Source organism: Longimicrobium sp., from assembly GCF_048594345.1.
Classification (GTDB): Bacteria; Gemmatimonadota; Gemmatimonadetes; order Longimicrobiales; family Longimicrobiaceae; genus Longimicrobium.
On the sequence record NZ_JBMDXM010000238.1, the window covers coordinates 1 to 23,818 of the forward strand.

General features: G+C 70.4%; 20 protein-coding genes and 1 pseudogene. 15 read left to right on the top strand and 6 right to left on the bottom strand.

Features of this window, described 5'->3' with window-relative positions:
• Positions 1 to 260: 260 nt before the first annotated feature.
• The 3 genes from ACOJUJ_RS24745 to ACOJUJ_RS24755 all read left to right on the top strand — a co-directional run bounded on the left by ACOJUJ_RS24745 (position 261) and on the right by ACOJUJ_RS24755 (position 3,933).
• Complete coding sequence (locus ACOJUJ_RS24745) at positions 261 to 2,402, top strand: methyl-accepting chemotaxis protein (RefSeq protein WP_420129602.1); 2,142 nt, start codon at positions 261 to 263, stop codon at positions 2,400 to 2,402.
• A 74-nt stretch (positions 2,403 to 2,476) separates the two neighbouring features.
• Positions 2,477 to 3,154 (top strand): TVP38/TMEM64 family protein, encoded by a 678-nt coding sequence (locus ACOJUJ_RS24750; protein ID WP_420129603.1) that lies wholly within the window; start codon positions 2,477 to 2,479, stop codon positions 3,152 to 3,154.
• Positions 3,154 to 3,933, top strand: a complete 780-nt coding sequence (locus ACOJUJ_RS24755) for a DUF1499 domain-containing protein (RefSeq protein WP_420129604.1) — start codon at positions 3,154 to 3,156, stop codon at positions 3,931 to 3,933. The genes ACOJUJ_RS24750 and ACOJUJ_RS24755 overlap by 1 nt, the downstream gene beginning before the upstream one ends.
• A gap of 333 nt (positions 3,934 to 4,266) precedes the next feature.
• Here the strand turns inward: ACOJUJ_RS24755 and ACOJUJ_RS24760 are convergent, their stop codons facing one another.
• From ACOJUJ_RS24760 to ACOJUJ_RS24780, 5 genes are all read right to left on the bottom strand, one after another.
• Positions 4,267 to 4,764 carry a hypothetical protein gene (locus ACOJUJ_RS24760; protein WP_420129605.1) on the bottom strand — a complete coding sequence of 166 codons (498 nt, stop codon included), beginning with the start codon at positions 4,762 to 4,764 and terminating at the stop codon, positions 4,267 to 4,269.
• A 158-nt stretch (positions 4,765 to 4,922) separates the two neighbouring features.
• Complete coding sequence (locus ACOJUJ_RS24765) at positions 4,923 to 6,095, bottom strand: glutathionylspermidine synthase family protein (protein WP_420129606.1); 1,173 nt, start codon at positions 6,093 to 6,095, stop codon at positions 4,923 to 4,925.
• A 3-nt stretch (positions 6,096 to 6,098) separates the two neighbouring features.
• Entirely contained in the window at positions 6,099 to 6,443 is a 345-nt protein-coding gene (locus tag ACOJUJ_RS24770) for a hypothetical protein (RefSeq protein ID WP_420129607.1), read from the bottom strand.
• A 290-nt stretch (positions 6,444 to 6,733) separates the two neighbouring features.
• Positions 6,734 to 6,913: a hypothetical protein gene (locus ACOJUJ_RS24775; protein WP_420129608.1), complete on the bottom strand. Its 180-nt coding sequence runs from the start codon at positions 6,911 to 6,913 to the stop codon at positions 6,734 to 6,736.
• Positions 6,914 to 7,005: 92 nt separating this feature from the next.
• Positions 7,006 to 7,818, bottom strand: coding sequence for an arylesterase (locus tag ACOJUJ_RS24780; RefSeq protein ID WP_420129609.1), 813 nt, complete (start codon positions 7,816 to 7,818; stop codon positions 7,006 to 7,008).
• Between ACOJUJ_RS24780 and ACOJUJ_RS24785 the strand changes: the two genes are divergently transcribed.
• From ACOJUJ_RS24785 to ACOJUJ_RS24810, 6 genes and pseudogenes are all read left to right on the top strand, one after another.
• Positions 7,811 to 8,491 (top strand): ABC transporter ATP-binding protein, encoded by a 681-nt coding sequence (locus ACOJUJ_RS24785; RefSeq protein ID WP_420129610.1) that lies wholly within the window; start codon positions 7,811 to 7,813, stop codon positions 8,489 to 8,491. The two genes, ACOJUJ_RS24780 and ACOJUJ_RS24785, sit on opposite strands and share 8 nt — an antisense overlap.
• Positions 8,488 to 11,112 (top strand): ABC transporter permease, encoded by a 2,625-nt coding sequence (locus tag ACOJUJ_RS24790; RefSeq protein ID WP_420129611.1) that lies wholly within the window; start codon positions 8,488 to 8,490, stop codon positions 11,110 to 11,112. Before ACOJUJ_RS24785 ends, ACOJUJ_RS24790 begins: the two co-directional genes overlap by 4 nt.
• Positions 11,113 to 11,612: 500 nt before the next feature.
• Positions 11,613 to 12,314 (top strand): hypothetical protein, encoded by a 702-nt coding sequence (locus tag ACOJUJ_RS24795; protein WP_420129612.1) that lies wholly within the window; start codon positions 11,613 to 11,615, stop codon positions 12,312 to 12,314.
• Between the two features lie 28 nt (positions 12,315 to 12,342).
• Positions 12,343 to 12,699: pseudogene (locus ACOJUJ_RS24800) on the top strand (DUF5615 family PIN-like protein); the annotation flags it as partial.
• A 98-nt stretch (positions 12,700 to 12,797) separates the two neighbouring features.
• Entirely contained in the window at positions 12,798 to 14,738 is a 1,941-nt protein-coding gene (locus ACOJUJ_RS24805) for a S9 family peptidase (protein ID WP_420129613.1), read from the top strand.
• A 169-nt stretch (positions 14,739 to 14,907) separates the two neighbouring features.
• Positions 14,908 to 15,651: an enoyl-CoA hydratase/isomerase family protein gene (locus ACOJUJ_RS24810; RefSeq protein ID WP_420129614.1), complete on the top strand. Its 744-nt coding sequence runs from the start codon at positions 14,908 to 14,910 to the stop codon at positions 15,649 to 15,651.
• Between the two features lie 220 nt (positions 15,652 to 15,871).
• On the opposite strand, the gene ACOJUJ_RS24815 is transcribed toward ACOJUJ_RS24810, so the two are convergent.
• A complete protein-coding gene (locus ACOJUJ_RS24815) occupies positions 15,872 to 16,867 on the bottom strand; it encodes a rod shape-determining protein (protein WP_420129615.1) in 996 nt (331 codons plus the stop codon).
• A gap of 699 nt (positions 16,868 to 17,566) precedes the next feature.
• On the opposite strand from ACOJUJ_RS24815, the gene ACOJUJ_RS24820 reads away from it, so the two are divergent.
• The 6 genes from ACOJUJ_RS24820 to ACOJUJ_RS24845 form a co-directional block, all read left to right on the top strand.
• Positions 17,567 to 18,598: an MBL fold metallo-hydrolase gene (locus ACOJUJ_RS24820; protein ID WP_420129616.1), complete on the top strand. Its 1,032-nt coding sequence runs from the start codon at positions 17,567 to 17,569 to the stop codon at positions 18,596 to 18,598.
• 584 nt (positions 18,599 to 19,182) lie between these two features.
• Positions 19,183 to 21,501: a bifunctional salicylyl-CoA 5-hydroxylase/oxidoreductase gene (locus tag ACOJUJ_RS24825; RefSeq protein WP_420129617.1), complete on the top strand. Its 2,319-nt coding sequence runs from the start codon at positions 19,183 to 19,185 to the stop codon at positions 21,499 to 21,501.
• Positions 21,502 to 21,509: 8 nt separating this feature from the next.
• Positions 21,510 to 22,295: an SDR family NAD(P)-dependent oxidoreductase gene (locus ACOJUJ_RS24830; RefSeq protein ID WP_420129618.1), complete on the top strand. Its 786-nt coding sequence runs from the start codon at positions 21,510 to 21,512 to the stop codon at positions 22,293 to 22,295.
• A 150-nt stretch (positions 22,296 to 22,445) separates the two neighbouring features.
• A complete protein-coding gene (locus ACOJUJ_RS24835; protein WP_420129619.1) occupies positions 22,446 to 22,934 on the top strand; it encodes a hypothetical protein in 489 nt (162 codons plus the stop codon).
• Positions 22,935 to 23,012: 78 nt separating this feature from the next.
• Positions 23,013 to 23,546, top strand: a complete 534-nt coding sequence (locus tag ACOJUJ_RS24840) for an acyl-CoA thioesterase (protein WP_420129620.1) — start codon at positions 23,013 to 23,015, stop codon at positions 23,544 to 23,546.
• Between the two features lie 53 nt (positions 23,547 to 23,599).
• Positions 23,600 to 23,818: hypothetical protein (locus ACOJUJ_RS24845; protein ID WP_420129621.1), on the top strand; the 219-nt coding region annotated here is incomplete at its 3' end.

The following is a 23,818-nucleotide window of genomic DNA, read 5'->3' on the forward strand; positions in this document are numbered from 1 at the left end:
ACTCCCGCACTCCCGCACTCCCGCACTCCCGCACTCCCGCACTCCCGCACTCCCGCACTCCCGCACTCCCGCACTCCCGCACTCCCGCACTCCCGCACTCCCGCACTCCCGCACTCTCGCACTCTCGCACTCCCGCACTCCCGCACTCCCGCACTCCCGCACTCCCGCACTCCCGCACTCGCGTACTTTCGAACTCTCGTACTTTCGTACTCCTTCCACGCCCTTAGATTGCGATCCACCACCCACCCGGACGCCATCTGATGAAGGGCTTCTTCAACACCGCCGCGAAGGGGCTGGCCGGGATCACCGTCCTGGCGCTGGTCTTCATCTCCGTGTACGCCGTGGCCACCGCGCGGGACACGCAGCGGGGGCTGGGCGCGGCGGTGTACGGCGCCATTGGGTACGTGTTCCTGCTGGTGGGGTGGTGGGCGTACGGCCGCGCCAGCCGCGTGCCCGCGGGTCCGGCGTTCCTGATCCACGCCTGCTCCTGGGCCCTCTACCTTCCCGCCTCGCTGGTTACCGGCGGCCAGCCCGGCCCGACGCCCGGCTACGCGATCTTCGCCCTGGGCGCATTCCTCCACGCGCCATCGCTCCTCCATTTCGCGGCCGCGCTGGCGTTTCCGCGCCGGGTGGGGCGGTGGATGGTTGGATTCGCCGCGTTCTACGGGGCGATGCTTCTCCTCTGGCTGGCCAGCGTCCTGGGCGCGGCGGCGGGGGCGGAGGGGATCCCGGCGCTGCTGGACGGGGTGATCCGCGATGACGTGATGGACCTGGCCGCGTTCGCCGGGGCTGTCGGGATCGTCGCGTGGGGGATGATGGAGACGCGGTCGCCGCGGCTGCGGACGCAGCTGGCGTGGGCAGCGGTGGGGATCGCGCTGGGGATGGGGCCCGGCTGGCTGGCGGCGCTCCCCGGGCTGGGCGGGCTGCGCGCGGAGGTGCTTCCCGGGCTGCCCGTCTACGCGCTGTTCTGGGTGCTGATGCCGCTGGCGTTCGCGTACGCCATCGTGCGCTACAACCTGTTCGACACGGGGCGGCTGGACCGGCGCGCGCAGGAGATCTCCCTCGTCCTTCTCCAGGCGGGGAGCGTGGACGAGGTGAGCCGCCAGGCGGTGGACGCGCTGCACGCCGACTTCGAGCTGAGCGCCGCCTCCGTGTGGGCGCTGGACGATGCCGGGCTGCCGGTGCGCATCGGCGGCGGCGCGGACGACGCCGACCCGCGCGCCATCGAGCGGGTGCTGGTGGGACGGGATGCCGATCTGCCGCCGCACCGCATCATCTACCCGCTCCTGTACGGCGAGACGACCGAAGCGGTGCTCTGGCTGGAGCGCGCGGGGGGCGAGCCGTTCGAGGACGGGCACCGCGAGTACCTGGCGCGGCTGCAGCGGCAGCTGGGGATGGCGCTGCACCTGCGCCGCGTGGACGACCGCGTGCGCATCAGCGCGGAGGAGCTGACGGCGCTGGCGCGGGAGGTGGATACGGTCGCCGCGGAGCTGCGCATTACCGGCGAAAGCGTGACCATGGCGGTGCAGGAGGTGAGCGAGGGTTCGATGCGGCAGACGGAGGACTACCGCAGCGTGGCCGAATCCATCACCCTGCTGCGCGACGCCAGCGTGGAGATCGCGCGGCGGCTGGCCAGCGCGGACCGCTTTGGCGGCCAGACGCTGGAGCGCTCGCGCGGCGCGGGGGCCGACGTGGAGCTTCTGGTCGCGCGGGTCAAGGAGGGCGCCGCGCGGCTGGGGACGGTATCGGACGAGGTGGCGTCGCTGCGGGTGCGCAGCGGCGAGATCGGCAGCATCAGCGACACCATCCGCGAGGTGGCGGAGCAGACCAACCTGCTGGCGCTGAACGCCGCCATCGAGGCCGCGCGCGCCGGCGAGTACGGCCGCGGCTTTGCCGTGGTGGCCGACGAGGTGCGCAAGCTGGCGGAGAACAGCGCGGCCAGCGCCGAGCGCATCGGGCACCTGGTGGAGCAGGTGCGCGCGGAGATCGCGCGGGTGGCCGAGGCCATCGCCGGGGCGCGCGGCGACATCGCCGAAGGGGCGGGCGGCGCGGACCGTGCGGCGGTGGCGCTGCGCGAGAGCATTACCCAGGTGGCCCAGCTGCGCGAAGAGATCGCCGGCGTGGCCATGCTGATGGACGACGCCCAGGCGCAGAACGAGATGATCGGCGACGCGGTGACCCGCGCCACGGAGATCAGCGAGCAGAACGCCGCCGCGGCCGAAGAAACGGCGGCGGCCACGCAGCAGCAGCTGGCGTCGCTGGAGAGCGTGGCCGCCAGCGTGCGCGAACTGTCGACGCTGGGGGCCCGGATGTTCGAGCTGCTGCAGGAAGATTCGGTGCAGCCCACGGCTGCGCCGGACCCGCTGCGCGCGGTGGACCTGTCGCGCGGCCCCGTGTCATGACGGACGCCGCGGCAGGGGAGACGGACACCCGGGGCGGGGACCCGCCGCGCGCCGCACCCCCCCGCCGTCGCGGTGTGAACTGGAAGAAGGTGGCGCTGGCCGCCCTGATCATCGCGGCGATGATCACGGCCGCCACGCAGGGCGGCCGGCTGGACTTTGCGACCCTCAAGGCGCACCGCGCGGAGCTGCTGGCGTTCACCGAGCGCCACTACGCGGCGATGCTCATCGGCGCCACGCTGGCGTACGCGCTGGCCACGGCGGTCAGCTTTCCCGCCGGGGTGCTGCTCACGCTGACGATGGGGCTGCTGTTTGGCCGCTGGGTGGGGACGGCGGCGGTGGTGGTGGCGGCGTCGATCGGGGCCACGCTGGCGTTTCTGGCGGCGCGCTACCTGTTCGCCGACGCGGCGCGGCGGCGGATGGGGCCGCGGCTGCAGCGGCTGGCGCGCGGCTTTGAGCGCGACGCGTTCAACTACATCCTGTTCGTCAGACTGGTCCCCGTGTTTCCGTTCTGGCTGATGAACCTGGTGCCCGCGTTCACCCCGGTAAGCGCGCGCACCTTCTTTGTGGCGACGGCCATCGGCATTACGCCGGGAACGTTCGTCTTCGCCAACCTGGGCGAGTCGCTGGGGCGCATCGACTCCGCCGGCGACCTGGTGGGGCGGAACACCCTGATCGCGCTGGCGCTGCTGGGGGTGATGAGCCTGCTCCCCATCGCCTTCAAAAAGCTGCGCAACCGGAGAAAGAAACGCTGATGGCCGAGCTGAACGTGGAGCGGGTCCCCCGCCGCATGCACCCCCTGGCGCTGCTCGGGCTGGCGCTGGGGCTGATCGCCCTGCTGATGCTGTTCGTCACCGGGCCGGGGTCGCGCTTTGGCTGGTGGCACTTTCGCACCAGCTTTACCCTGATGCAGTACGCCGCTTACGTGGGCGCGGCCGCGGCGCTGGTGTCGCTGGCCGGCCTGGCGCTGAGCGGGGGACGGTGGAAGGTGGTCGCGCTGGCGGGCCTGCTGATGGGCGCGGCGGCGTTCCTGCTGCCGTGGAGCTGGCGGCGCGACGCGCGGCAATACCCCGGGATCCACGACATCACCACCGACGTGCAGAACCCGCCCGCGTTCGTGGCCGTCGCGCCGCTGCGTGCGGACGCGCCCAACCCGGTGGCGTACGCGGGTGATTCGGTGGCGCAGGTGCAGCGCCAGGCGTACCCCGACATCCAGCCGCTGATGATGGCCATGCCGGTGGATTCGGCGTTTACGCTGGCGGTGGTGGCGGCGCGGGAGATGGGGTGGGAGATGGTGGACCAGGACCGCCGCCAGGGGCGCATCGAGGCGACGGCGACCACGCCGTGGATGGGCTTCAAGGACGACGTGGTGATCCGCGTGTCGTCCGCGTCGGGGATCGCGCGGGTGGACGTGCGCTCCAAGTCGCGCCTGGGCCGCGGCGACGCGGGCGCCAACGCCAATCGCATCCGCCAGTACCTGCAGCGCCTGCGCGCGGCCGACCCCAATCCCATCCAGACCGAGAATCCGTCGTAGGGCTACGGCGTTTTCACGCGGAGGCGCGGAGGAAGGGATGAGCCGCGGGAGGAAAGAGGATACTGGATCTTCCAGCGCGGGACTGCACACGGACACTGCGTAACCGGGATGATACCCGATCCGGAGAAACACCTCACCTCAAGTCGGATTACGGGAAACCGAGGTCAGGGTACAGAGGAACGGACAACAGCCAGAGGAACAGAGGACGGATCACCTCTGTTCCTCTGGCTGTTCTCGGTCTCTCTGTACCTTCCGATGTTGGTTTTCCGGATTCCGGATAAGGCTTCTCCGCGGCTCTTTTAGTCCCTCCGCGGCTCCGCGTGATGCTTTTCCTCAACCGGTCGGCAGGCTGTAGCGGGCGCGCATCTCGGCGATCCAGGGCGGGATGTCGCGCCGGCTGCGGGTGTAGCTCTGCTCCATGCAGTGCAGCATGCCTTCCACCGTCTGTGCCTGCATCCCCGGCGGCAGGTCGTGCACCAGCACCCGCAGCGCGGCGAACGCCTCCTCGTCCGTAAGCTCCTCGCGCGCCTCGGCCGCGTGCGCCAGGTACCAGCGGCGCAGGCGGTGGATGGTCTTGGTGTACGGCATGTTGCCGTCCAGGAACTTCTTGAGCCCCGACGGACTCATTCCGATCTCGCGCGCGGCGGTGCGCAACGACGTGCGCTCTACCCGCTCCATCACCGCCTCGCGCATCTGCGGGATCAGCCGCACGTCCGTGGGGCCGGTCTCGTTCCCCTGCTTGGCGAGCTTCTCCATCAGCGCCCGCACCCCCTCGCGGTCCGTGGGTGCGTCTCCGGTGAAGAGCTTTCTGATTCTCCTGGGCGGCTGCATGCTCCTGCTCCCTTCGATCCGATCGTTGTCGCGTCCCTGCTGGCCTCTTGTACACAACGTACACTTAGGCAGGTGCACATGGCAAATGGCGCACGCGGAGCGAGGCCCGTTTTCGCCCCTTCGCGTGACCCTCCGCCGTTGATTTCGCGGCCCAGTCTCTAGCGTTCCGCCCGTTCGCGCAGCGGATTCACGATTCGGTGCGGCACGAAGCGGCTCAGGTTGTCGGTGATGGGTCCGGACGATTCGCGAATCCCCATCCCCGCCGGCTCCTGCCCGATGATCCAGCTGCCGATGACCGGCCGGTGCCCGTCGAACTCCGGGAGCGGCGCGTACTCCTGGTAGACGAATCCCTCCTCGCCGTAGTCACCGCCGCTGGCCGCCGCCTCGTGCCAGGGGCTGACGATGCGCACGTTGGCGCCCTCGCGGCTCAGCAGCGGCTTGGCCACGTACGCATCCACCCCCTGCCGGAACATGAACTCGTCCCGGTACGCGGGAAGCAGGTTGGGGTGCCCCGGGCTGCGCTCCCACAGGATGGGAAGGATCCCCTTGTTGCTCAGGATCATCTTCCACGCGGGCTCCATCCACTGGATGCGCCCCGCGGAGCGCGCCAGGTGCTCGCCGAACGCTTCGCCCACCATCCACTCCCACGGATACAGCTTGAAGATGCAGCGGATCTCGGCGCCGTCCAGGTCTACGAAGCGCGCGCCCGCCGCGTCCCAGCCGATTTCCTCCATCCGCAGCTGCAGCGTGCGCAGCCCCGCCTGCTGTGCCGTGTCGCGCAGGTACAGGATGGTGGACTCGTCCTCCACGTCGTCCATGGCGGCAAAGTGGACGGTGGCGTCCAGCAGGTGCGGCTTGAGCCCGGTCCACGTTTCCACCAGCGCCTCGTGCAGGCGGTTGAACTGGTCGCCGCCGGGAAAGCGCTCCTCAAGCCAGAACCACTGCGCCACGGCCGCCTCCACCAGGCTGGTTGGCGTGTCGGCGTTGTACTCCAGCATGCGCGGCTCGCCGGTGCCGTCGTAGGAAAAGTCGAAGCGCCCGTACAGCGACGGCGCGTCGGCCTCCCACGACTGCTCGATCAGCGGCACGGCCTGCGGGGGGATGGCCAGCTCGGCGTAGCGCTTTTCGCGGATCACCGCCTCGGCCGCCTCGATGCACAGGCGGTGCATCTCGCGCGTGGCGTTCTCGATCCGGTACACCTGCTCCAGCGAAAAGGTGTAGTGCGCCTCCTCGTGCCAGTACGGCACGCCGCCGGCGGTGTGGTGCCGCAGGCCTACGTCCTCCACCTTCTTTTCCCACCCCTCGCGCGGCGGGTTCGTGTGGCGCTGCACGGGTCAGGCGCCCACGCCGCTACGGCCGGACGGGGAGCCGGAGCGGACGGAGCCGGTGCGCCCGAACCCGCCGCGCGAAACCACGGGCGCCGGCGCGCTGCGGGCGATGGGGCCTCCCGGCCGGGTGCGCGCCACGCCGCGGTTGTCGTAGTAGTAGCCGCCCCACATGACCGGAAAGAACATGGGCACGTAGCCGGTGCGCGGGCGATCCTCGCACACGTCGGGGTTGTTGGGATCGCAGTACCCGCGCATGGTCTGCCGGGGCCGGTCGTCGTCGCGTCCACACGCGGCCGCGCCCAGGGCCATCGACGACACCAGCGTAAGCCGGATGGCGGTCGACTTCTTCACGTTTCTCAAACCCGCAAAGGTGAACGTCCGTGGACAGCCGAAAGGGCTATCCGCCTGGACGGCATCATCATACGCAAACGGCGCGCGCCGGTTTCGATACGTTGTGGAGGTGCGCTCCGGCTGATTCGGTCTGTGGCCGACACGGTTCGCCGCTCGGCCAGCAAGGGCGAATAAATTCGCGGCAACAACCACACGAAATCCGCCTTCGCGGATTGTACGGTGCGAGGCGTGGCCTCGAGCCGGGTGCGCGTGGAGGGGTGCGGCCGGGGTGCGCGGCGGATGATCGCGCTTCAGGGCGTGCGGTCCTCCGCGGCCGCGGGCTGCACCCAGTACGTCTGCTTGTGGGCCAGCGCCTCGAACCGGCGCTGCTCCGCCTCCGCCGCTTCGGACGAATCGAAGCGACCGATCACGAAGCGGTTGCCGTTGTCGTCCTGGCGCCACAGCTCCCAGCCGGCCTCGTCGTCGCTCATCGTCCGAACCGATCTGGTGGTATCCCGCGTGGAACTCTGACGATCGCAGCCCCGCGCGGTTTGCGGGGCTTCGTGCTTTTCCAGCCGCGGATTTATCCGCCCGAGACGGAGTCTGCCGAAACAGCGGACGTTTCCGTTGAGCCCGCCGCCCCTGCGCCCGCCGCCCCGTCCCTCGTTGGCGCCGCGGCGGGTTCGCGCAGGACCGGCTGCAGCGTCTTCCAGACGGTGGCGGCGACGAGCTGGTGGCCGCGCTCGTTGGGGTGAATGCCGTCGGCCAGGTTCAGAGTCGGCTGCGCGGCCACGCCCTCCAGAATGAAGGGGATGAACGTCAGGCCGTTCTCGCGCGCCAGCTCCGGATAGGTGCCGTTGAACTGGCGGACGTAGTTGGGGCCCAGGTTGGGCGCGGCCAGCATCCCCGCCAGCACGATGCGCGCGTCCGGCCGCGCGGCGCGCACGGTGTCGATGATTCCCTGGATGTTGACGCGCATGGTGTCCAGGTTGGCGCCGGTCAGCATGTCGTTGGCGCCCGTCTCGATCACCAGCACGTCGAAGGGCTGCTTGATGAGCCAGCTGCGCACCCGCTGCAGCGCGCCGGCGCTCTTTTCCCCGCTCAATCCCGCGTTCACCACCTCCCAGGGCAGGCCGGCGGAGTCGATCTTCTGCTGGATGAGGGCGGGATAGGCGTCTTCGCGCTCCAGGCCGTAGCCGTCCGTCAGGCTGGTGCCCAGAAACATGACGATGCGGCGGTTAGCGTCGGATGACGATTCGGTATCGGCCCCGGTGCGGGCGGCGGAATCGGAGGGCTGCCCGTTGCTTTCGGCGCCCCCGCATCCGAAGATCAGGAACGGAAGGACGAGGGCCCACCACGGGCGCATTCGCGGCACGAACGGCGGTACGATGCTCATTGCGGACGATCTCCAGAAAACCTATCGCAGCGGCGGACGGCCGCTGTCGGCGCTACAGAACGTAAGCTTTCGCGTGGAGCCCGGCGAGACGGTGGCCATCGTGGGCCCGTCCGGCAGCGGCAAGACCACGCTCCTGGGCCTGCTCGCCGGGCTCGATCGCCCCACCGGCGGCCGGGTGCTGCTGGACGGCACCGACATGGGCGCGCTCTCCGAAGACGACCGCGCCCGGCTGCGGCGCGAAAAGATCGGCTTCGTGTTCCAGTCGTTCCAGCTCATCCCCACGCTTACGGCGCGCGAGAACGTGGCGGTGCCGCTGGACCTGGCCGGTACGGGCGGCGGCGCGGCGCGCGCGGACGAGCTTCTGGAACGCGTCGGTCTGGGCGGGCGCGGACATCATTACCCCACACAGCTCTCCGGGGGCGAACAGCAGCGGGTGGCGCTGGCGCGCGCCTTCATCCACCGTCCCTCCATCCTGTTCGCGGACGAGCCCACGGGCAACCTGGATGCCGCCACCGGCGCACGCATCATCGAGCTGATGATGGAGCTGAACCGCGAGCTGGGCACCACGCTGGTGCTGGTGACGCACGACCTGGAGCTGGCCGGCCGCATGCGGCGGGTGGTGCGCCTGGCCGACGGCGCGGTGGTGAGCGACCAGCGGAGCGGGGCACAGTGAAGCTGCGCCCCCTGCTGGCGCTCTCCTGGCGCGAGAGCCGCTTCGCGCGCCGCCGGCTGCTCCTGTTTCTCAGTTCCATCACCCTGGGCGTGGCCGCGCTGGTGGCCACGCAGTCGTTTGCGGCCAACCTGGCGGCCGGAGTGCGCGACCAGGCGCGCGACATGATGGGCGCGGACGTCAGCCTGAGCAGCAACCGGCCGTTCGGCCCGCGCACGGAGCGGGTGCTGGACTCGCTGCGGCAGGCGCGGATTCCGGTGGCGCGAGTGACGAGTTTCGCGTCCATGGCCCTGGCGGAGCGCACGGGAGGCGCCCGGCTGGCGCAGGTGCGCGCGGTAGAGCCCGGCTACCCCTTCTACGGCGAGATCGTCACCGGGCCGGCGGGGCGCTGGACGGCGCTGCAGGGCGGCCGCAACGCGCTGGTGGATCCCGCGCTGCTCATCGCCCTGGACGCGCGAGTGGGGGACGCCATCCAGCTGGGCGAGACGACGTTCACCATCATCGGCACGCTGGAAAAGGTGCCGGGCGCGGTGGGGATCGGCTCGCTGTTCGCGCCGCGCGTGTACATCCCCGCGCGTTACGTGCGCGAGACGCAGCTCATCCGCATGGGGAGCCGCGCGGACTACGAGGCGTACGCGCGGATGCCGGCGGAGCGCGCGGAGGCGCTGCTGGCGGACCGCCGCGCGGTGCTGCGCGGCGAGCGGGTGGGGATGAGCACGGCGCGCGAGCAGCAGGCGGACCTGGACCGCGCGCTGCGCCGGCTGGGGAGCTTTCTCTCCCTCGTCGGCACCTTCGCGCTGCTGCTGGGCGGCATTGGCGTGGCCAGCGCGATGGGCGCGTACATCGCCCAGAAGCGCGACACGGTGGCCACGCTGCGCTGCCTGGGGGCCACGGCGCCGCAGGTCATCTTCATCTACCTCCTCCAGGCGGGGGTGATGGGGCTGATCGGCGCGGCGCTGGGGACGGCGATCGGCCTCGCGGTGCAGTGGGTGCTGCCGCGGCTGCTGGCGGACCTGCTTCCGGTGGAGGTGGAGACGGCGCTCAGCCTTCCCGCGGTGCTCACCGGCATCAGCGTAGGGGTGTGGATCGCCGTTGCCTTTGCGCTCCTGCCGCTGATCGCCACGCGCCGCATCTCCCCATTGCAGGCCATCCGCCGCCGGGTGGAGGCGGACGACGTGCGCCGCCGCGATCCGTGGACGATCGGCGGATGGACGCTGCTGGCGGCCAGCATCATCGCCCTCGTCTTCCTCCAGGCGGGGGAGGTGCGGACGGGGATCGGCTTTACGGCCGGGATCGCGGCGACGCTGTTCGCCCTCTGGCTGGCGGCGTGGCTGGTGACCAGGGCGGCGCGGCGGGCGCCGGCGGGGGCGCTGGGCTATCCCACGCGGCAGGGGATCGCTAACCTGCACCGCCCGGGAAACCAGACGCGCGTGGTGGTGCTGGCGCTGGGTTTCGGCGTGTTTCTGCTCGCCGTCGTCTACCTGATGCAGAGCAACCTGCTGCGCCCGCTGCGGGTGAACGCCAGCAGCCAGGGCAACCTCCTCCTGTTCGACGTGCAGCAGGACCAGGAGGCGGGCGTGGCGCAGCTCCTGGCCGGCGGCGGCACGGAGGTGCTGCAGCGCGCGCCCATCATCCCCATGCGCATTCACTCCATCAACGGCGTGCTGGCGTCCACGCTGGCGCCCGGCCGCGGCGGCGACGACGAGGAAGGGGCGGACAGCGCGGGCGGCGGTGCGGAGGAGCGGAACGAGCGCCGCGACGGCCCGCCGGGGAGCGACGACGCGCCCGAAGGATGGGCGGTGCGGCGGGAGTATCGGTCCACCTACCGCGACACGCTGGTGGGTTCGGAAACGCTGCTGCGCGGACGGATGTGGCGGCCCGGCGCGGGCGGGCAGGTGGGCCGCGGCCCCGCGGAGGTGTCGATGGACGTGTCCGTGGCCGAGGACCTGAAGGTGGACGTGGGCGACCAGATTGTCTGGGACGTGCAGGGCGTGCGCATTCCCACGCGGATCACCTCCATACGCGAGGTGGACTGGCAGCGGCTGGAGCCCAACTTCTTTGCCGTGTTTCCCACGGAGGTGCTGCAGGGCGCGCCGCAGACGTGGGTGATGCTGGCCCGCGCGCCCGACGCCCCCGCCCGCGCGACGGCGCAGCGCGACGTGGTGCGGCGGTACAGCAACGTGGCGGTGCTGGACCTGACCGCCATCCAGGCCGCGCTGGACGACGTGCTGGGACGCGTGGCGGCGGTGATCCGCTTTCTGGCCGCATTCAGCGTGGCGACCGGGTTCATCGTGCTGCTGGGGGCGGTGCTGAGCGGGCGGCTGCAGCGCATTCGCGAAAGCGTGCTGCTGCGCACGCTGGGCGCCACGCGGCGGCAGATCGCGCGGGTGCTGCTGGCGGAGTACCTGTCGCTGGGACTCCTGGCCGCGCTCGCGGGGATCCTGCTGGCGGTGGTGGCCGGGTGGGCGCTGGCCAGGTGGCTGTTCGAGGTGGAGTACGCGGTGCCGGTGCTGCCGCTGCTCTGGCTGGCGCTGGGGGTTACCGCGCTTTCCGCCGCCGTGGGCCTGCTGGCCAGCCGCGAGGTGTTTCGCCACACGCCGCTGGAGGCGCTGCGGGAGGAGTGAGGTGAACGGGTGTGGGGGTGTGAGGGTGTGAGGGTGTGAGGGTGTGAGGGTGTGAGGGGGGAGATGGGATGCGTCGCCGCGCCCACCCACCTCGGGCCGGCTAAAGCCGGGGGCTAGAACGGCCAGAAGCCCCGTCTTTGCTCGTTCCTCGCAAAACGGGGCTTCACCTGCTCGTGCAGGCCGCCCCCGCACTCCGTGGAATGGTTCGGCGCGTATACGAACTCACCCGGCGCGCCGGCTCCGGACGACCCGAGAAGGTGAAGCCCCGCCCGGCGAGCTTTGCGAGCCTTGGGCGGGGCTTGTGGCATTTCCAGCCCCCGGCTTTAGCCGGCCCGGGGGACGGGGGCAGAAGATTGGCTTGGCTTGACGTATGGCGAAGAAAGGCCGAAAATAAAAGGAGCATGGGCAGAGCCATTGCACACAGAGTGAACAGTGATTAGCGTTTGCGCGTCCGCCACCGGGGTGCGGGATGGCGGCGTCTTCACGGGAGGTGGATCATCATGCTGCCAGGGACAGGGCTGTATACGCCGGCGGAAGCAGCGGCGCTTCTGCACGAGCAGCCGGAGACGGTGCGGCGCTGGGCCTTTGGCTACCGGCGCAACCGCGCCGCGGGACCTACCGTGCATCCGCCGCTCATCCACACCGACCTACCCGAGCTCGAGGGCCAACGGGCCCTGACGTTCGTGGAGCTGGTGGAGTTGCTGTACATACGCGCATTCCACGCCGCCGGTGCGTCGTGGCACGAGATCAAGGAGGCCGCTACGGTGGCCGCGCGGCTCTTTACCTCCGAGCACCCGTTCGCGCTGCGGCAGGTGTACGTGGACCCGGGGCGCGTTCTGTACGGCGGCGTGCAGAACGCGGACGGTTCGGAGTCGTTCATCCGGCTGCGCGGGCACGGCCAGCACGAGCTTCCCACGCTGGTCAAGCCGTTCCTGGACCAGCTGGACTTTGACCTGAACGATGTGGCGACCCGGTGGTGGCCGCTGGGCCGCAACGGCGGCGTGGTGATTGACCCGGCATTCTCGTTCGGGGCGCCGCGCGTGGAAGAGGCCGGCATCCGCACGCGTACGCTGGCGCAGGCGGTTGGCGCCGAGCATGCCGTGTACGGTGAAAAGACCGTCGAGCACGTTGCCTGGACCTACGAGATCAGTCCGCGGCACGTAGAGACCGCGCTGGCGTTCGAGCAGTGGCTGGAGGCGTAGTCTTTCTGTTCGACGAGAACTCTCCGCATCGCTTGGTCGCTCCCTCCGCGAACTGGGCGAGGCTGCCTTTCACGTGTACGACGTGGGCCTCAAGCAGGCCCCGGACGAGATGGTGCTGCGGTACGCCGGCGAGCGAGAGTGGTGCATCGTAAGCTCCGATCGCAGCATCCTGCACAACCCCCATGAGCGCGCCGTGCTCACGCAACTCTCCATCGGCGCATTCTTTCTGAACGACACCATCGCCGGCACCTGCAAGATCGCGCGAACCATCTACCGGCACTGGCCGGAGATGAAGCGGATCGCCGCCAGCGAGCCCAGGCCCTTTCTTCACCTGGTCCGCGAGACCACGCTGTCGCGCATGCATCGAAAGAAGCTCGGCGGGTAGACGCGATCTCGCGCGGAGGCTTGCTGCGGAAGGGTGTGGCGCGTAGCGTGAGCGTCATCAGCCAAGCCAACCAACCCGCGCATCCGGAGCCGCTGCTCATGCGTTGTTCCATTCCCGTCCTGGCGACCCTTGCCCTGCTTCCCCTGGGCGCCGCCGCCCAGGAGCCGGTGATCACCCCCGGCGAAAACCTGGTGGTGCAGGGCATTCCCGCCATCCCCGCGTCGCTGGCGGCGGAGGTGCGCCGCTACACCGAGGCGCGGTCCGCCGGCTTTGTGGACTGGCACCCCACCCGCCGCGAGCTGCTGATCTCCACCCGCTTTGCCAACGCGGCGCAAATCCACCGCGTGGCCATGCCCGGCGGCGCGCGCACGCAGCTTACCTTCAGCGACGAGCCCGTCTCCGACGCCAGCTACGAGCCGCGCGGCCAGGGCTCGTTTCTGTTCCTGCGCGACGTGGGCGGCAACGAGTTCGACCAGATCTACCGCCACGACACCAGCGGCCGCATCACCCTGCTCACCGACGGCGGGCGCTCGCAGAACAACGCGCCGGTGTGGAGCCGCGCGGGCGACCGCATTGCCTACGGCAGCACCGCGCGCAACGGGGCCGACCGCGACGTGTGGGTGATGGACCCCGCGAACCCGGCGTCGCGGCGGATGGTGATGCAGGCCACGGGCGGCGGATGGTACGTTTCCGACTGGTCGCCCGACGACCGCACGCTGCTGGTGCTGGAGTACGAGTCGGTGAACCGCAGCCACCTGTGGCTGGTGGACGCGGCGTCGGGCGCAAAGACGGCGCTCACGCAGCGCGGCGCCGACTCGGTGGCGTACGGCGGCGCCGAGTTCGCCACGGACGGGCGCGGCGTGTACCTGACCACGGACCTGGGCGCGGAGTTCCAGCGGCTGGCGTACATGGACCTGGCCACCCGCGCCGTGACGCCGCTTACGCCCGACATCCCCTGGGACGTGGAGTCGTTCGACGTGTCGCCGGACGGAGGGACGGTGGCGTTCGCGACCAACGAGGAAGGGATCTCGCGGCTGTACCTGCTGGACACCCGCACCCGCGCCTACCGGCGCGTGGAGAGCTTGCCCGTGGGCGTGATTGGCGGGGTGCGCTGGCACCCGTCGGGGCGCGAGGTGGGCTTTTCGCTCAACTCCGCCCGCTCGCCCACGGACACCTGGTCGGTGGACGTGGCGACGGGCGCCGCGACCCGGTGGACGGAGAGCGAGCTGGGCGGGCTGGTGGCGTCGGAGCTGGCGGAGCCGGAGCTGGTGCGGTGGCGCAGCTTTGACGGGCGGATGATCTCGGGCTTTCTGTACCGCCCGGCGGCGCGCTTTACGGGCAAGCGGCCGGTGATCATCAACATCCACGGCGGCCCCGAGGGGCAGTCGCGCCCGGTGTTCCTGGGGCGCGGCAACTACTACCTGAACGAGATGGGCGTGGCCGTCCTGTTCCCCAACGTCCGCGGCTCCACGGGGTTCGGCAAGACGTTCGTCAAGCTGGACAACGGGATGCGGCGTGAGGAAAGCGTGCAGGACATCGGGGCGCTGCTGGACTGGATCGCCACGCAGCCGGAGCTGGACGCGTCGCGGGTAATGGTGACGGGCGGCAGCTACGGCGGATACATGACGCTGGCCGCGGCCACCAACTACGCCGACCGCATCTGCTGCGCGCTGGACGTGGTGGGGATCAGCCACTTCGGCACGTTCCTGCGCAACACGGAAAGCTACCGCCGCGACCTGCGCCGCGCGGAGTACGGCGACGAGCGCATCCCCGAGATGGCGGCGTACTTCGAGCGCATCAGCCCGCTGAACAACGCGGCCCGCATCACCAAACCGCTGTTCGTGGTGCAGGGCGGCAACGACCCGCGCGTGCCGCGCACGGAGGCCGAGCAGATCGTGGCGCGGGTGCAGCAGGGCGGCACCCCCGTGTGGTACCTGATGGCGCGCGACGAGGGCCACGGCTTCGCCAAGAAGGCCAACCAGGACTTTCAGTTCTACGCGACGGTGATGTTCATCCGGCAGAACCTGGTTCGGGAGTAGGGGGAGGTACGAGGGTACGAGGGTACGAGAGTACGAAGGTACGGAAGGTACGAACGTACGAAAGTACGAAAGTACGAAAGTACGAAAGTGATTCGGCGAGCGGCTGCGTGGCGAGGCTCACGCAGCCGCGACCTGGACGGCGCGTCATCAAAACACGGACGGGCGGACGATGATCGAACGGGAGCTGGAGGACGGGATCCTGACGCTGCGGCTGGCGCACGGAAAGGCCAGCGCGATGGACGTGGAACTGCTCGAAGGGCTGAGCGCGGAGCTGGCGGCGGCGGGCGAAGCGCGCGCGGTGATCGTTACGGGCACCGGCAGCATCTTTTCCGCGGGGGTGGACCTGTACCGCATCGTGGACGGCGGGGCGGCGTACGTGGACCGCTTTGTTCCGCTGCTCTCCACGTTCGTGCGGGCGCTGTTCGCGCTGCCGGTGCCGGTGGTCGCGGCGGTGAACGGCCACGCCATCGCCGGCGGCGGCGTGATGACGCTGGCGGCGGACTACCGCATCATGGCGGAAGGCAACGGCCGCATCGGCGTGCCGGAGCTGGTGGTGGGGGTGCCGTTTCCCGCGGCGGCGCTGGAGGCGGTGCGGTTCGCGGTGCCGCGCCACCGGCTGCAGTCGCTGGTCTACACCGGCCGCACACTGGCGCCGCCGGAGGCGCTGGCGGAGGGGCTACTGGACGAGGTGGTGCCGGAGGATGCGCTGCTGGGCCGCGCGCGGGAGGTGGCGGCGCAGCTGGCCAGCCTGCCGCCGGAGGTGTTCCGCGAGACCAAGCAGACGCTGCGCGCCGATGCCCTGGCCCGCATGGACGGCGCCGCGGAGTACGACCGCCGGGTGCACGCCCTGTGGTCCGCGCCCGAGACGCACGCCCGCATCCGTGCCTACATGGAGCGCATCGCCCGCAAGTAGCCGCGGCGCATCCGCTCAAAAGAAAAAGAAGGCCTCACGCAGAGTTACCAGAGTCAACAGAGTTTGTGTGGTGCGAGTCCCTGGCTCCGTTTCGTTCCCGCGAAATTCGGAACGATGGCGGAAGGGCGGCACGGAGCAACTCTGTTGACTCTGTTAACTCTGTGTGAGGCCTGCTCTTTTGCGGTTATGCGTAGATGCTGCCCGTGCCGCCGGGGCATGGTTACGAGAGCACGCTCTGGTACAGGCCGCGGTCCTCCAGCACGCGCGCGGCGCCGCGCACCACGCAGGTCAGCGGCTGCTCGTCCAGGTGAATGGGGAGCCCCGTCTCGCGCTCGATCAGCCGGCCCAGGCCGCGAAGCTGCGCGCCGCCGCCCGTCATCACGATCCCCGCGTCGATGATGTCGGACGACAGCTCGGGGGGCGTGGTTTCCAGCGCGCGGCGCACGGCGGCCACGATGGCGAACACCGGCTCCTGGATGCACTCGCGAATCTCCACCGAGTTCACCCGCACGGATTTGGGGATGCCGTTCACCAGGTCGCGCCCGGTGACGTCCATCTCCCGCTCCTGCTCCAGCGGAAAGGCCGACCCGATCTGGATCTTGACCCCCTCCGCCGTGGCCTCGCCGATGAGCAGGTTACGGCTCTTGCGCACGTAGCCCATGATGGCCTCGTCCATCTCGTTCCCCGCCACGCGGATGGACGCGTCGGCCACGATGCCGCTGAGCGCGATCACGCCGATCTCGCTGGTGCCGCCGCCCACGTTCACCACCATCGACCCCTTGGGCGAGGTCACGGGCAGGCCCACGCCGATCGCCGCCGCCATCGGCTCGCTGATCAGGTGCACGGCCTTGGCGCCGGCCGCGATTACCGCGGCGCGCACGGCCCGCTTCTCCATCTCGGTAATGCCCGAAGGCACGCCGATGACGACGGTGGGCTTGACCTTGAACAGGCCGCGCGGAAGCACGCGCTCCAGAAAGTGGCGCAGCATCAGGTCCGCCATGTCCACGTCGGCGATCACGCCGTCGCGCATGGGGCGCACGGCGATGATGCCCTCAGGGGTGCGGCCCAGCATGCGCTTGGCCTCCAGCCCGATGGCCCGCACGCGGCCGCTGTCTCGTTCCACGGCCACCACGGAGGGCTCGTTCACCACCAGCCCTTCGCCCCTGATCTCGATGAGCGTGTTTGCCGTACCCAGGTCGATCGCGATATCCGCCACTGCTGCTCCCGTTTACCTTCTTTTGATGCGCTGCATGGTTCGATGGGAATGTATCGCTTCGGGGGTGCGGGGCGAAACTGCTCCGTTGGCGTGACTGCGCCGCGACAGCTTTCGACGACGCTTCGGCCGGCTCCCCGCGCGCCCCCTCCGGGCTGGTGGGCGGGCCGGTGAGGGAGGGATTTGGGTGATTCAGACAGGGCGACGCGAGGGCCGCGCCCCCTCCGCTCGCTTAGGCTCGCACCTCCCCCAAAAAAGACTGGGGGAGGTTGGGTGTGGGGCAGTGGGTTGTGAGCTTCGGAAGGTGGGGCGCGGGATGATGGGCCGGCCCCCTCCCCGGCCCTCCCCCCGCAGACTGCGTGGGGGAAGGGAGGTGCGACGTACCTTCCAAAGCGAGGTCTGTTCTCCTCTCCCCCTGCAGTTCGGGGGGGAGAGGTCGGGAGAGGGGGGGCGCCGGCGGACGCCAGTTCGATTTCCGTCGTCGAAACTGGATCTTTCGGCTCCGTCTCCCCTCTCCGTGAGGCACGAACGGGGAGGGGCCGGGGGAGGGGCACCGCGCGCCGCGATTCGCCGTCCGATCCCGCTGGTGACCGCAACCGGGGCGCGAGGTTTGCGGGAACGGGCGGCCTAACACGAAGCGGAGCAGGGGCTTCGCGCGAAAGAAATATCGGCTTACGCGGGAGGCGGAACATGGTGGGGACGATGGATCGGATCTCGGGGAAAGAGCTGGAGCGGCAGACGTATCCGTCCGCGGGGGCGGCGCGGGAGCTGCTTCCCGACCTGGCGTACCTGCGCACCGCCATCGTGAACCTGTTTCTGTACGGGCCGCGCAACGCCGGCGACCGCAACTGGGTGCTGGTGGATACGGGGATGTACGGCTACGGCGGCAGCATCGTCGCCGCGGCCGAAGAGCGCTTCGGCCGCGGCGCGCGGCCGCGGGCCATCATCCTTACCCACGGGCACTTCGACCACCGCGGCAGCATCCACGAGCTGGTGGAGATGTGGGACTGCGTGGTGTACGCGCACCCGCTGGAGCTGCCCTACCTTACCGGCGACTCGTCGTATCCGCCGCCCGACCCCACGGTGCCCGGCGGCGCGATGGCGCGGCTCTCGTTCATGTACCCGCGCAAGCCCATCGATCTGGGCGGGCGGGTGCGGGCACTGCCGGCGGATGGCACCGTGCCGGGGATGCCGGGGTGGCGGTGGGTCCACACGCCGGGCCACACCGCCGGCCACGTCTCGCTCTTCCGCGACGCCGACCGCACGCTGATCGCGGGCGACGCGTTCGTCACCACGCGGCAGGAGGCGCTGACGTACGTGCTGGAGCAGACGCCGGAGGTGAACGGCCCGCCCAGCTACTACACGCCCGACTGGCGCAACGCGGAGCGGTCGGTGCGGCTGCTGGCGGATCTGCAGCCGGAGCTGGCGGCCACGGGGCACGGCATTCCGCTCAACGGCCCGCAGCTGCGCGAGGAGCTTCGCGAGCTGGCGATGAACTTCCGCGCGCGCGCCGTCCCGCCGCACGGCCGCTACGTGGACCATCCCGCGGTGGCGGACGAGCGCGGCGTGGTCTCCGTTCCCCCCGCGCCGGTGGACATGACCAGGACGCTGCTGGTGCTGGGCGGCGCGTTCGTGGCGGGGCTGGTGCTCGCCCGCGCCCTGCGCCCGCGCCGCCGCCGCGCCCACAGCGGGGACGTGGTCTACGAGCAGTACGAGGAGCCGGTCATCCTCTGATCCGGCGGAGCCACCACCCTCAGCCCCCTCTTCCGCAAAGCGCGCGGGAGAGGGGGTTTTGGTTTTAGTTGGGCGTCTGGGCCGGGCCGGTTGCCGATGGATCCGGGTTTGGCGACGTGCATCGAACTGGCGCCCGCCGGGGTGCCCCTCCCCCGACCCCTCCCCGTTCGTTCCTCACGGAGAGGGGAGAACTCAATCGCGCTTCGATCAGGTGCGTTGCACCTCCCCCCGCGCAGTTTGCGGGGGAGGGCCGGGGAGGGGGGCGGCTCCCCATCCCGCGCCACCCCATCCGAAGCTCACCGCCGCCTGCCCCACACCCAACCTCCCCCGGCAGTTTCGGGGGAGGTGGGCCGGTGGTGCCGGCCCGGAGGGGGCGCCGCTCGGAGCCAGCCGAAGCACACCGTCCCCAGCCCCACCTCAACCTCCCCAGCGTTTTTTGGGGGAGGTGCGAGCCTGCGCGAGCGGAGGGGGCGCTCGCGCAGATCTCCCGAAGCGCCTCCTCCCTTCCCTCGCCCCCATCCGGCGCGTAGACTGCGCACGCTACGGGAGTAGACGAGGGGCGCACACGGGACGCGGAGAACTACGTGAAGGTGGTGGTGATCGGCGGGGGGCCGGCCGGGCTGTACCTGGCCCTGCTGATGAAGAAGGCCGACCCCACCCACCAGGTGGTGGTCCTGGAGCGCAACGCCGCGGACGACACCTTCGGCTGGGGCGTGGTGTTCAGCGACCAGACCCTTGGCTACCTGCGCGAGGCCGATCCGCCCACCGCGCAGCGCATCCAGGACGAGTTTGCGCACTGGGACGACATCGACGTCCACCACCGCGGCGCCGTCATCACCAGCGGGGGCCATGGCTTCAGCGGCATCGCCCGCAAAACGCTGCTGCGCATCCTTCAGGACCGCGCCGCCGAGTTGGGCGTGGACCTGCGCTTTGGCCAGGACGTGGCGGACGATGGCGATCTGCGCGGCCTCGGGCTGGACGATGTCGATCTCGTCGTCGCGGCGGACGGGGTGAACAGCCGTATCCGCGCGAAGTACGCGGAGCACTTCAAGCCCGACCTGGACGTCCGCCACGCCCCGTTCTGCTGGCTGGGGACCACGAAGCTCTTCGACGCCTTTACCTTTCTGTTCGTCGAGAACGAGCACGGCGTCTTTCAGGCCCACGCCTACCGCTACTCCGCCGACCACAGCGCCTTTATCGTGGAGTGCGACGAGCGCTCGTGGAAGAACGCGGGCTTCGACGCCATGGACGAGGCGCAGACGGTGGCGGCGTGCGAGCGGATGTTCGCGCCGTGGCTGGACGGCAACCCGCTTGAATCCAACGCGCCCCACCTGCGCTCGCCGTGGATCCGCTTTACCCGCGTATCCAACGAGCAGTGGTACCACGCCAGTGGATCCGCCGCGCCCGTGGTGCTGATCGGCGACGCGGCGCACACGGCGCACTTCAGCATCGGCAGCGGGACCAAGCTGGCGATGGAAGACGCCATCGCGCTCGCCCGCATCCTCCATCGCCAGAAGGACCTGCCCGCCGCGCTCCGGGAATACCAGGAAGAGCGGCGGACGGACGCGCTGCGGCTGCAGAACGCCGCTCGGAACTCGATGGAGTGGTTCGAAAACGTACGCCGCTACATCAACCTGGACCCGCCGCAGTTCGCCTACTCGCTGCTCACCCGCAGCCAGCGGGTGAGCCACGAGAACCTGCGCCTGCGCGACCACGCGTACCTGAGCGGCGTGGAGCGCTGGTTCGCCTCGCGCGCCAGCGGGCAGGAGCCGGACGCGCCGCCGCCGCCCATGTTCACCCCCTTCCGCCTGCGCGGCCTGCGGCTGGAGAACCGCGTGGTCCTGTCGCCCATGGACATGTATTCGGCGGAAGACGGCACGCCCAACGACTTTCACCTCGTCCACCTGGGGTCGCGCGCGCTGGGCGGGGCGGGGCTGCTGATGACGGAGATGACGTGCGTAAGCCCGGAGGCGCGCATCACCCTGGGGTGCACGGGGATGTACGCGCCGGAGCACGTGGACGCGTGGCGGCGGGTGACGGACTTTGTGCACGCGCGCTCGCGGTCGAAGATCTGCCTGCAGCTGGGGCACAGCGGGCGAAAGGGCGCCACGCGGCTGATGTGGGAGGGGATGGACGAGCCGCTGGAGGAGGGCGGATGGGACGTCATCGGCCCCTCGGCCGTGCCGTACGGCCCGCGCAACCGCGTGCCCCGGGAGATGACGCGCGACGACATGATCGACGTGATCGACCAGCACGTGCGGGCCGTGGAGATGGCGCGCGAGGCGGGGTTCGACATGCTGGAGCTGCACTGCGCGCACGGCTACCTGCTGTCGTCGTTCATCACGCCCCTCTCCAACCGGCGGACGGACGCGTACGGCGGACCGCTGGAGAACCGGCTGCGCTTTCCCCTGGAGGTGTTTCGCGCCATGCGCAACGCGTGGCCGGAGGACTGTCCCATGTCCGTGCGCATCAGCGCAACGGACTGGGTGGAGGACGGGCTGTCGCCGGACGAGGCGGTGGAGGTGGCGCGGGCGTTCGGCGCGGCGGGCGCGGACATCATCCACGTGTCCACGGGGCAGACCACGCCCGACGCGCGGCCCGTCTACGGCCGCATGTTCCAGACGCCGTACAGCGACCGCATCCGCAACGAGGCCGGCGTGCCCACCATCGCCGTGGGCAACATCACCGAGGCGGACCAGGTGAATGGCATCATCGCCGCGGGACGCGCGGACCTGTGCGCGCTGGGCCGCCCGCACCTGGCGGAGCCGCACTGGACGCTGCACGCCGCCGCGCAACTGGGCTACACGGACCAGTACTGGCCGAATCAGTATCTCAGCGGCAAGGGCCAGCTGGAACGCAACCTCAAGCGCCAGCAGGAGATGCTGGGCACCGCCACCATCTGAGGCCGCCCATGCCCAACGAGCGATTCCTGCACGGACGGCTGGCCGTGGTCACGGGCGGCGGGCGCGGCATCGGCGCGACCATCGCGGATCGGCTGGCGGCGGCCGGCGCGCGCGTAGCCGTGCTGGGCCGCGACTACGACGAGCTCAAGGCCCGCGCCCGCGCGCTGACGGACGAGTACGGCGTGGAGGCCAAGTTCATGGCCTGCGACGTGTCGGACGAGGAGGGGGTGGCGCGCGCCTTCGACGGCATCCGCCGGACGATGGGGCATCCGTCCATCCTCATCAACAACGCGGGGCAGTCCGCGGGCGTGGCATTCACCGAGACCACGCGCGAAACGTGGGACCGGATGATCGCCGTCAACCTCACGGGCACCTTTCTGTGCACGCAGCAGGTGCTTCCCGGCATGCTGGCCGCCGGCGCGGGGCGGGTGATCAACATCGCGTCCACGGCGGGGCTCAAGGGCTACAGCCACACGGCCGCGTACTGCGCCGCCAAGCACGGCGTCATCGGCCTGACGCGGTCGCTTGCCATGGAGATGGCCAGGAAGGGCATCACCGTCAACGCCGTCTGCCCGGGATACACGGACACGGACATGGCCGCGTCCGCCATCCGCACCCTGGTGGACGCGGGCCGGACGGAGGAGGACGCACGCAAGGCCATCACCCGCGTGATGCCCATCGGCCGGCTGATCCGGCCGGAGGAGGTGGCGTCCGCCGTGCTGTGGCTGTGCGGGGACGATGCGGCGGCGGTCACGGGCCAGTCCATCGCCGTGGCGGGTGGCGAGGTGACCTGAAGACGGTACGGAGGTACGAGAGGATTCTCACACGGGGCCTTCGGCCAACGGAGGAACGGTTTGTATCCGTTGCCGTCCCCTCTGTTGGCCGCGGGCCCCGTGTGAGCACGCAGTTTCGACCGGTGCCTCCTCAATCGCGCGCTTTCGCCCATGAACGAGCCCCAGCCGCTGCCACTCTGGATCATCCCCCTGTTCCCGCTGTTCTTCGTGGGGCTGTGGCTGTTCGTCGTGAGCCTGCTGGCGGTCACGGGCGGATGGCGCGGGCTGGCGGCGCGCTTTCCGGCCCCGCCCGATCCGCCGCGGTGGGTGGCGGACCGCTTTGCGTCGGTCAGCGCGGACCTGATCAACGGCGCTTCTCGCGCGCCCGTGCGCTACAATCGCTGCGTGGCCATGTACCTGACGGACGACGGCGTCTACCTGCGGACGTGGCTGATCTTTCGCTTCATGCATCCGCCGCTGCTCATTCCGTGGGATGCGATCGAGGGATGCGAGGAGAAGCGGTTCTTCCTCAGCCGCGCGATCATCGTCCACCTGCGGGGGACGGGGACGCGCATTCGCCTGTACGGCGCGCCGGGGCTGGCCGTGGAGGAGGGATGGCGGCGGCGCGGAGCCGGGACGGCGGGGACGGGGCCGGCGTGACGGGGCTTTCCCCAGCCTGCCGCATCCGCCATCTTGCGCGCCCGATTCCTAACGATCCGAGAACGAGACAGCAGAACGATGACGAGCCGCATCCGCCCCGTTGAGATCTACCTCAACACGCCGCCGCCGGACCCCGAGACGCCGCGGCCGGTGCGCGACTCGCAGGTGACGTTCGCGGACTTGGCGGAGCCGCAGAGCCAGAACGTGGCGGGCACGCTGTTCGGCGGGGTGCTGCTGGGGTTCATCGACCGAGCGGCGGCGTTCTGCGCCATGAAGCACGCGGGGCGGCCGGTGGTGACCAAGAGCTTCGACGCGGTGGAGTTCAACGAGCCCATCTTCATCGGCGAGCTGGTGGTGGCGCACGCGTCCGTCAACTTCACGGGCCACACCAGCATGGAGATCGGCGTCAAGGTGCTGGCGCAGAACCCCATCACGGGGATGGAGCGTCACACCAACACCTGCTACGCCACGTTCGTGGCGCTGGACGAGAATGGCCGCCCCGCGCGCGTGCCCCCCGTGCTGGCCGAGACGGACGACGAAAAGCGCCGCCTGGAGGCCGGCCGGCGCCGCCGCGAGGAGCGCCTGGCCCGCCGCCGCCCGCAAAAGCACTGACCGGTGGATACTAAGCCGACAAGCCGCCGACCCCCATCGACCTCCGGATGCTGATGCGCGACACGCATTCCGCGCTGCTGCCCAACCCGTGGCTGGGCGTGGAGCCGCTGTACCCGGGCGGCTTCTTTCCCCCCGTGCGCCCCCTGCCGGCCGCCACCGCCACGGACGCGCTGTCAGAGCGGCTGCGCGAGGCGGCCCAGGCGCGGCTGCGGATGGACTGGCCCGCCGCGCGCGTGGCGGCCGAGCACGCGGCCGCGCTGGCGCTGGAAGCC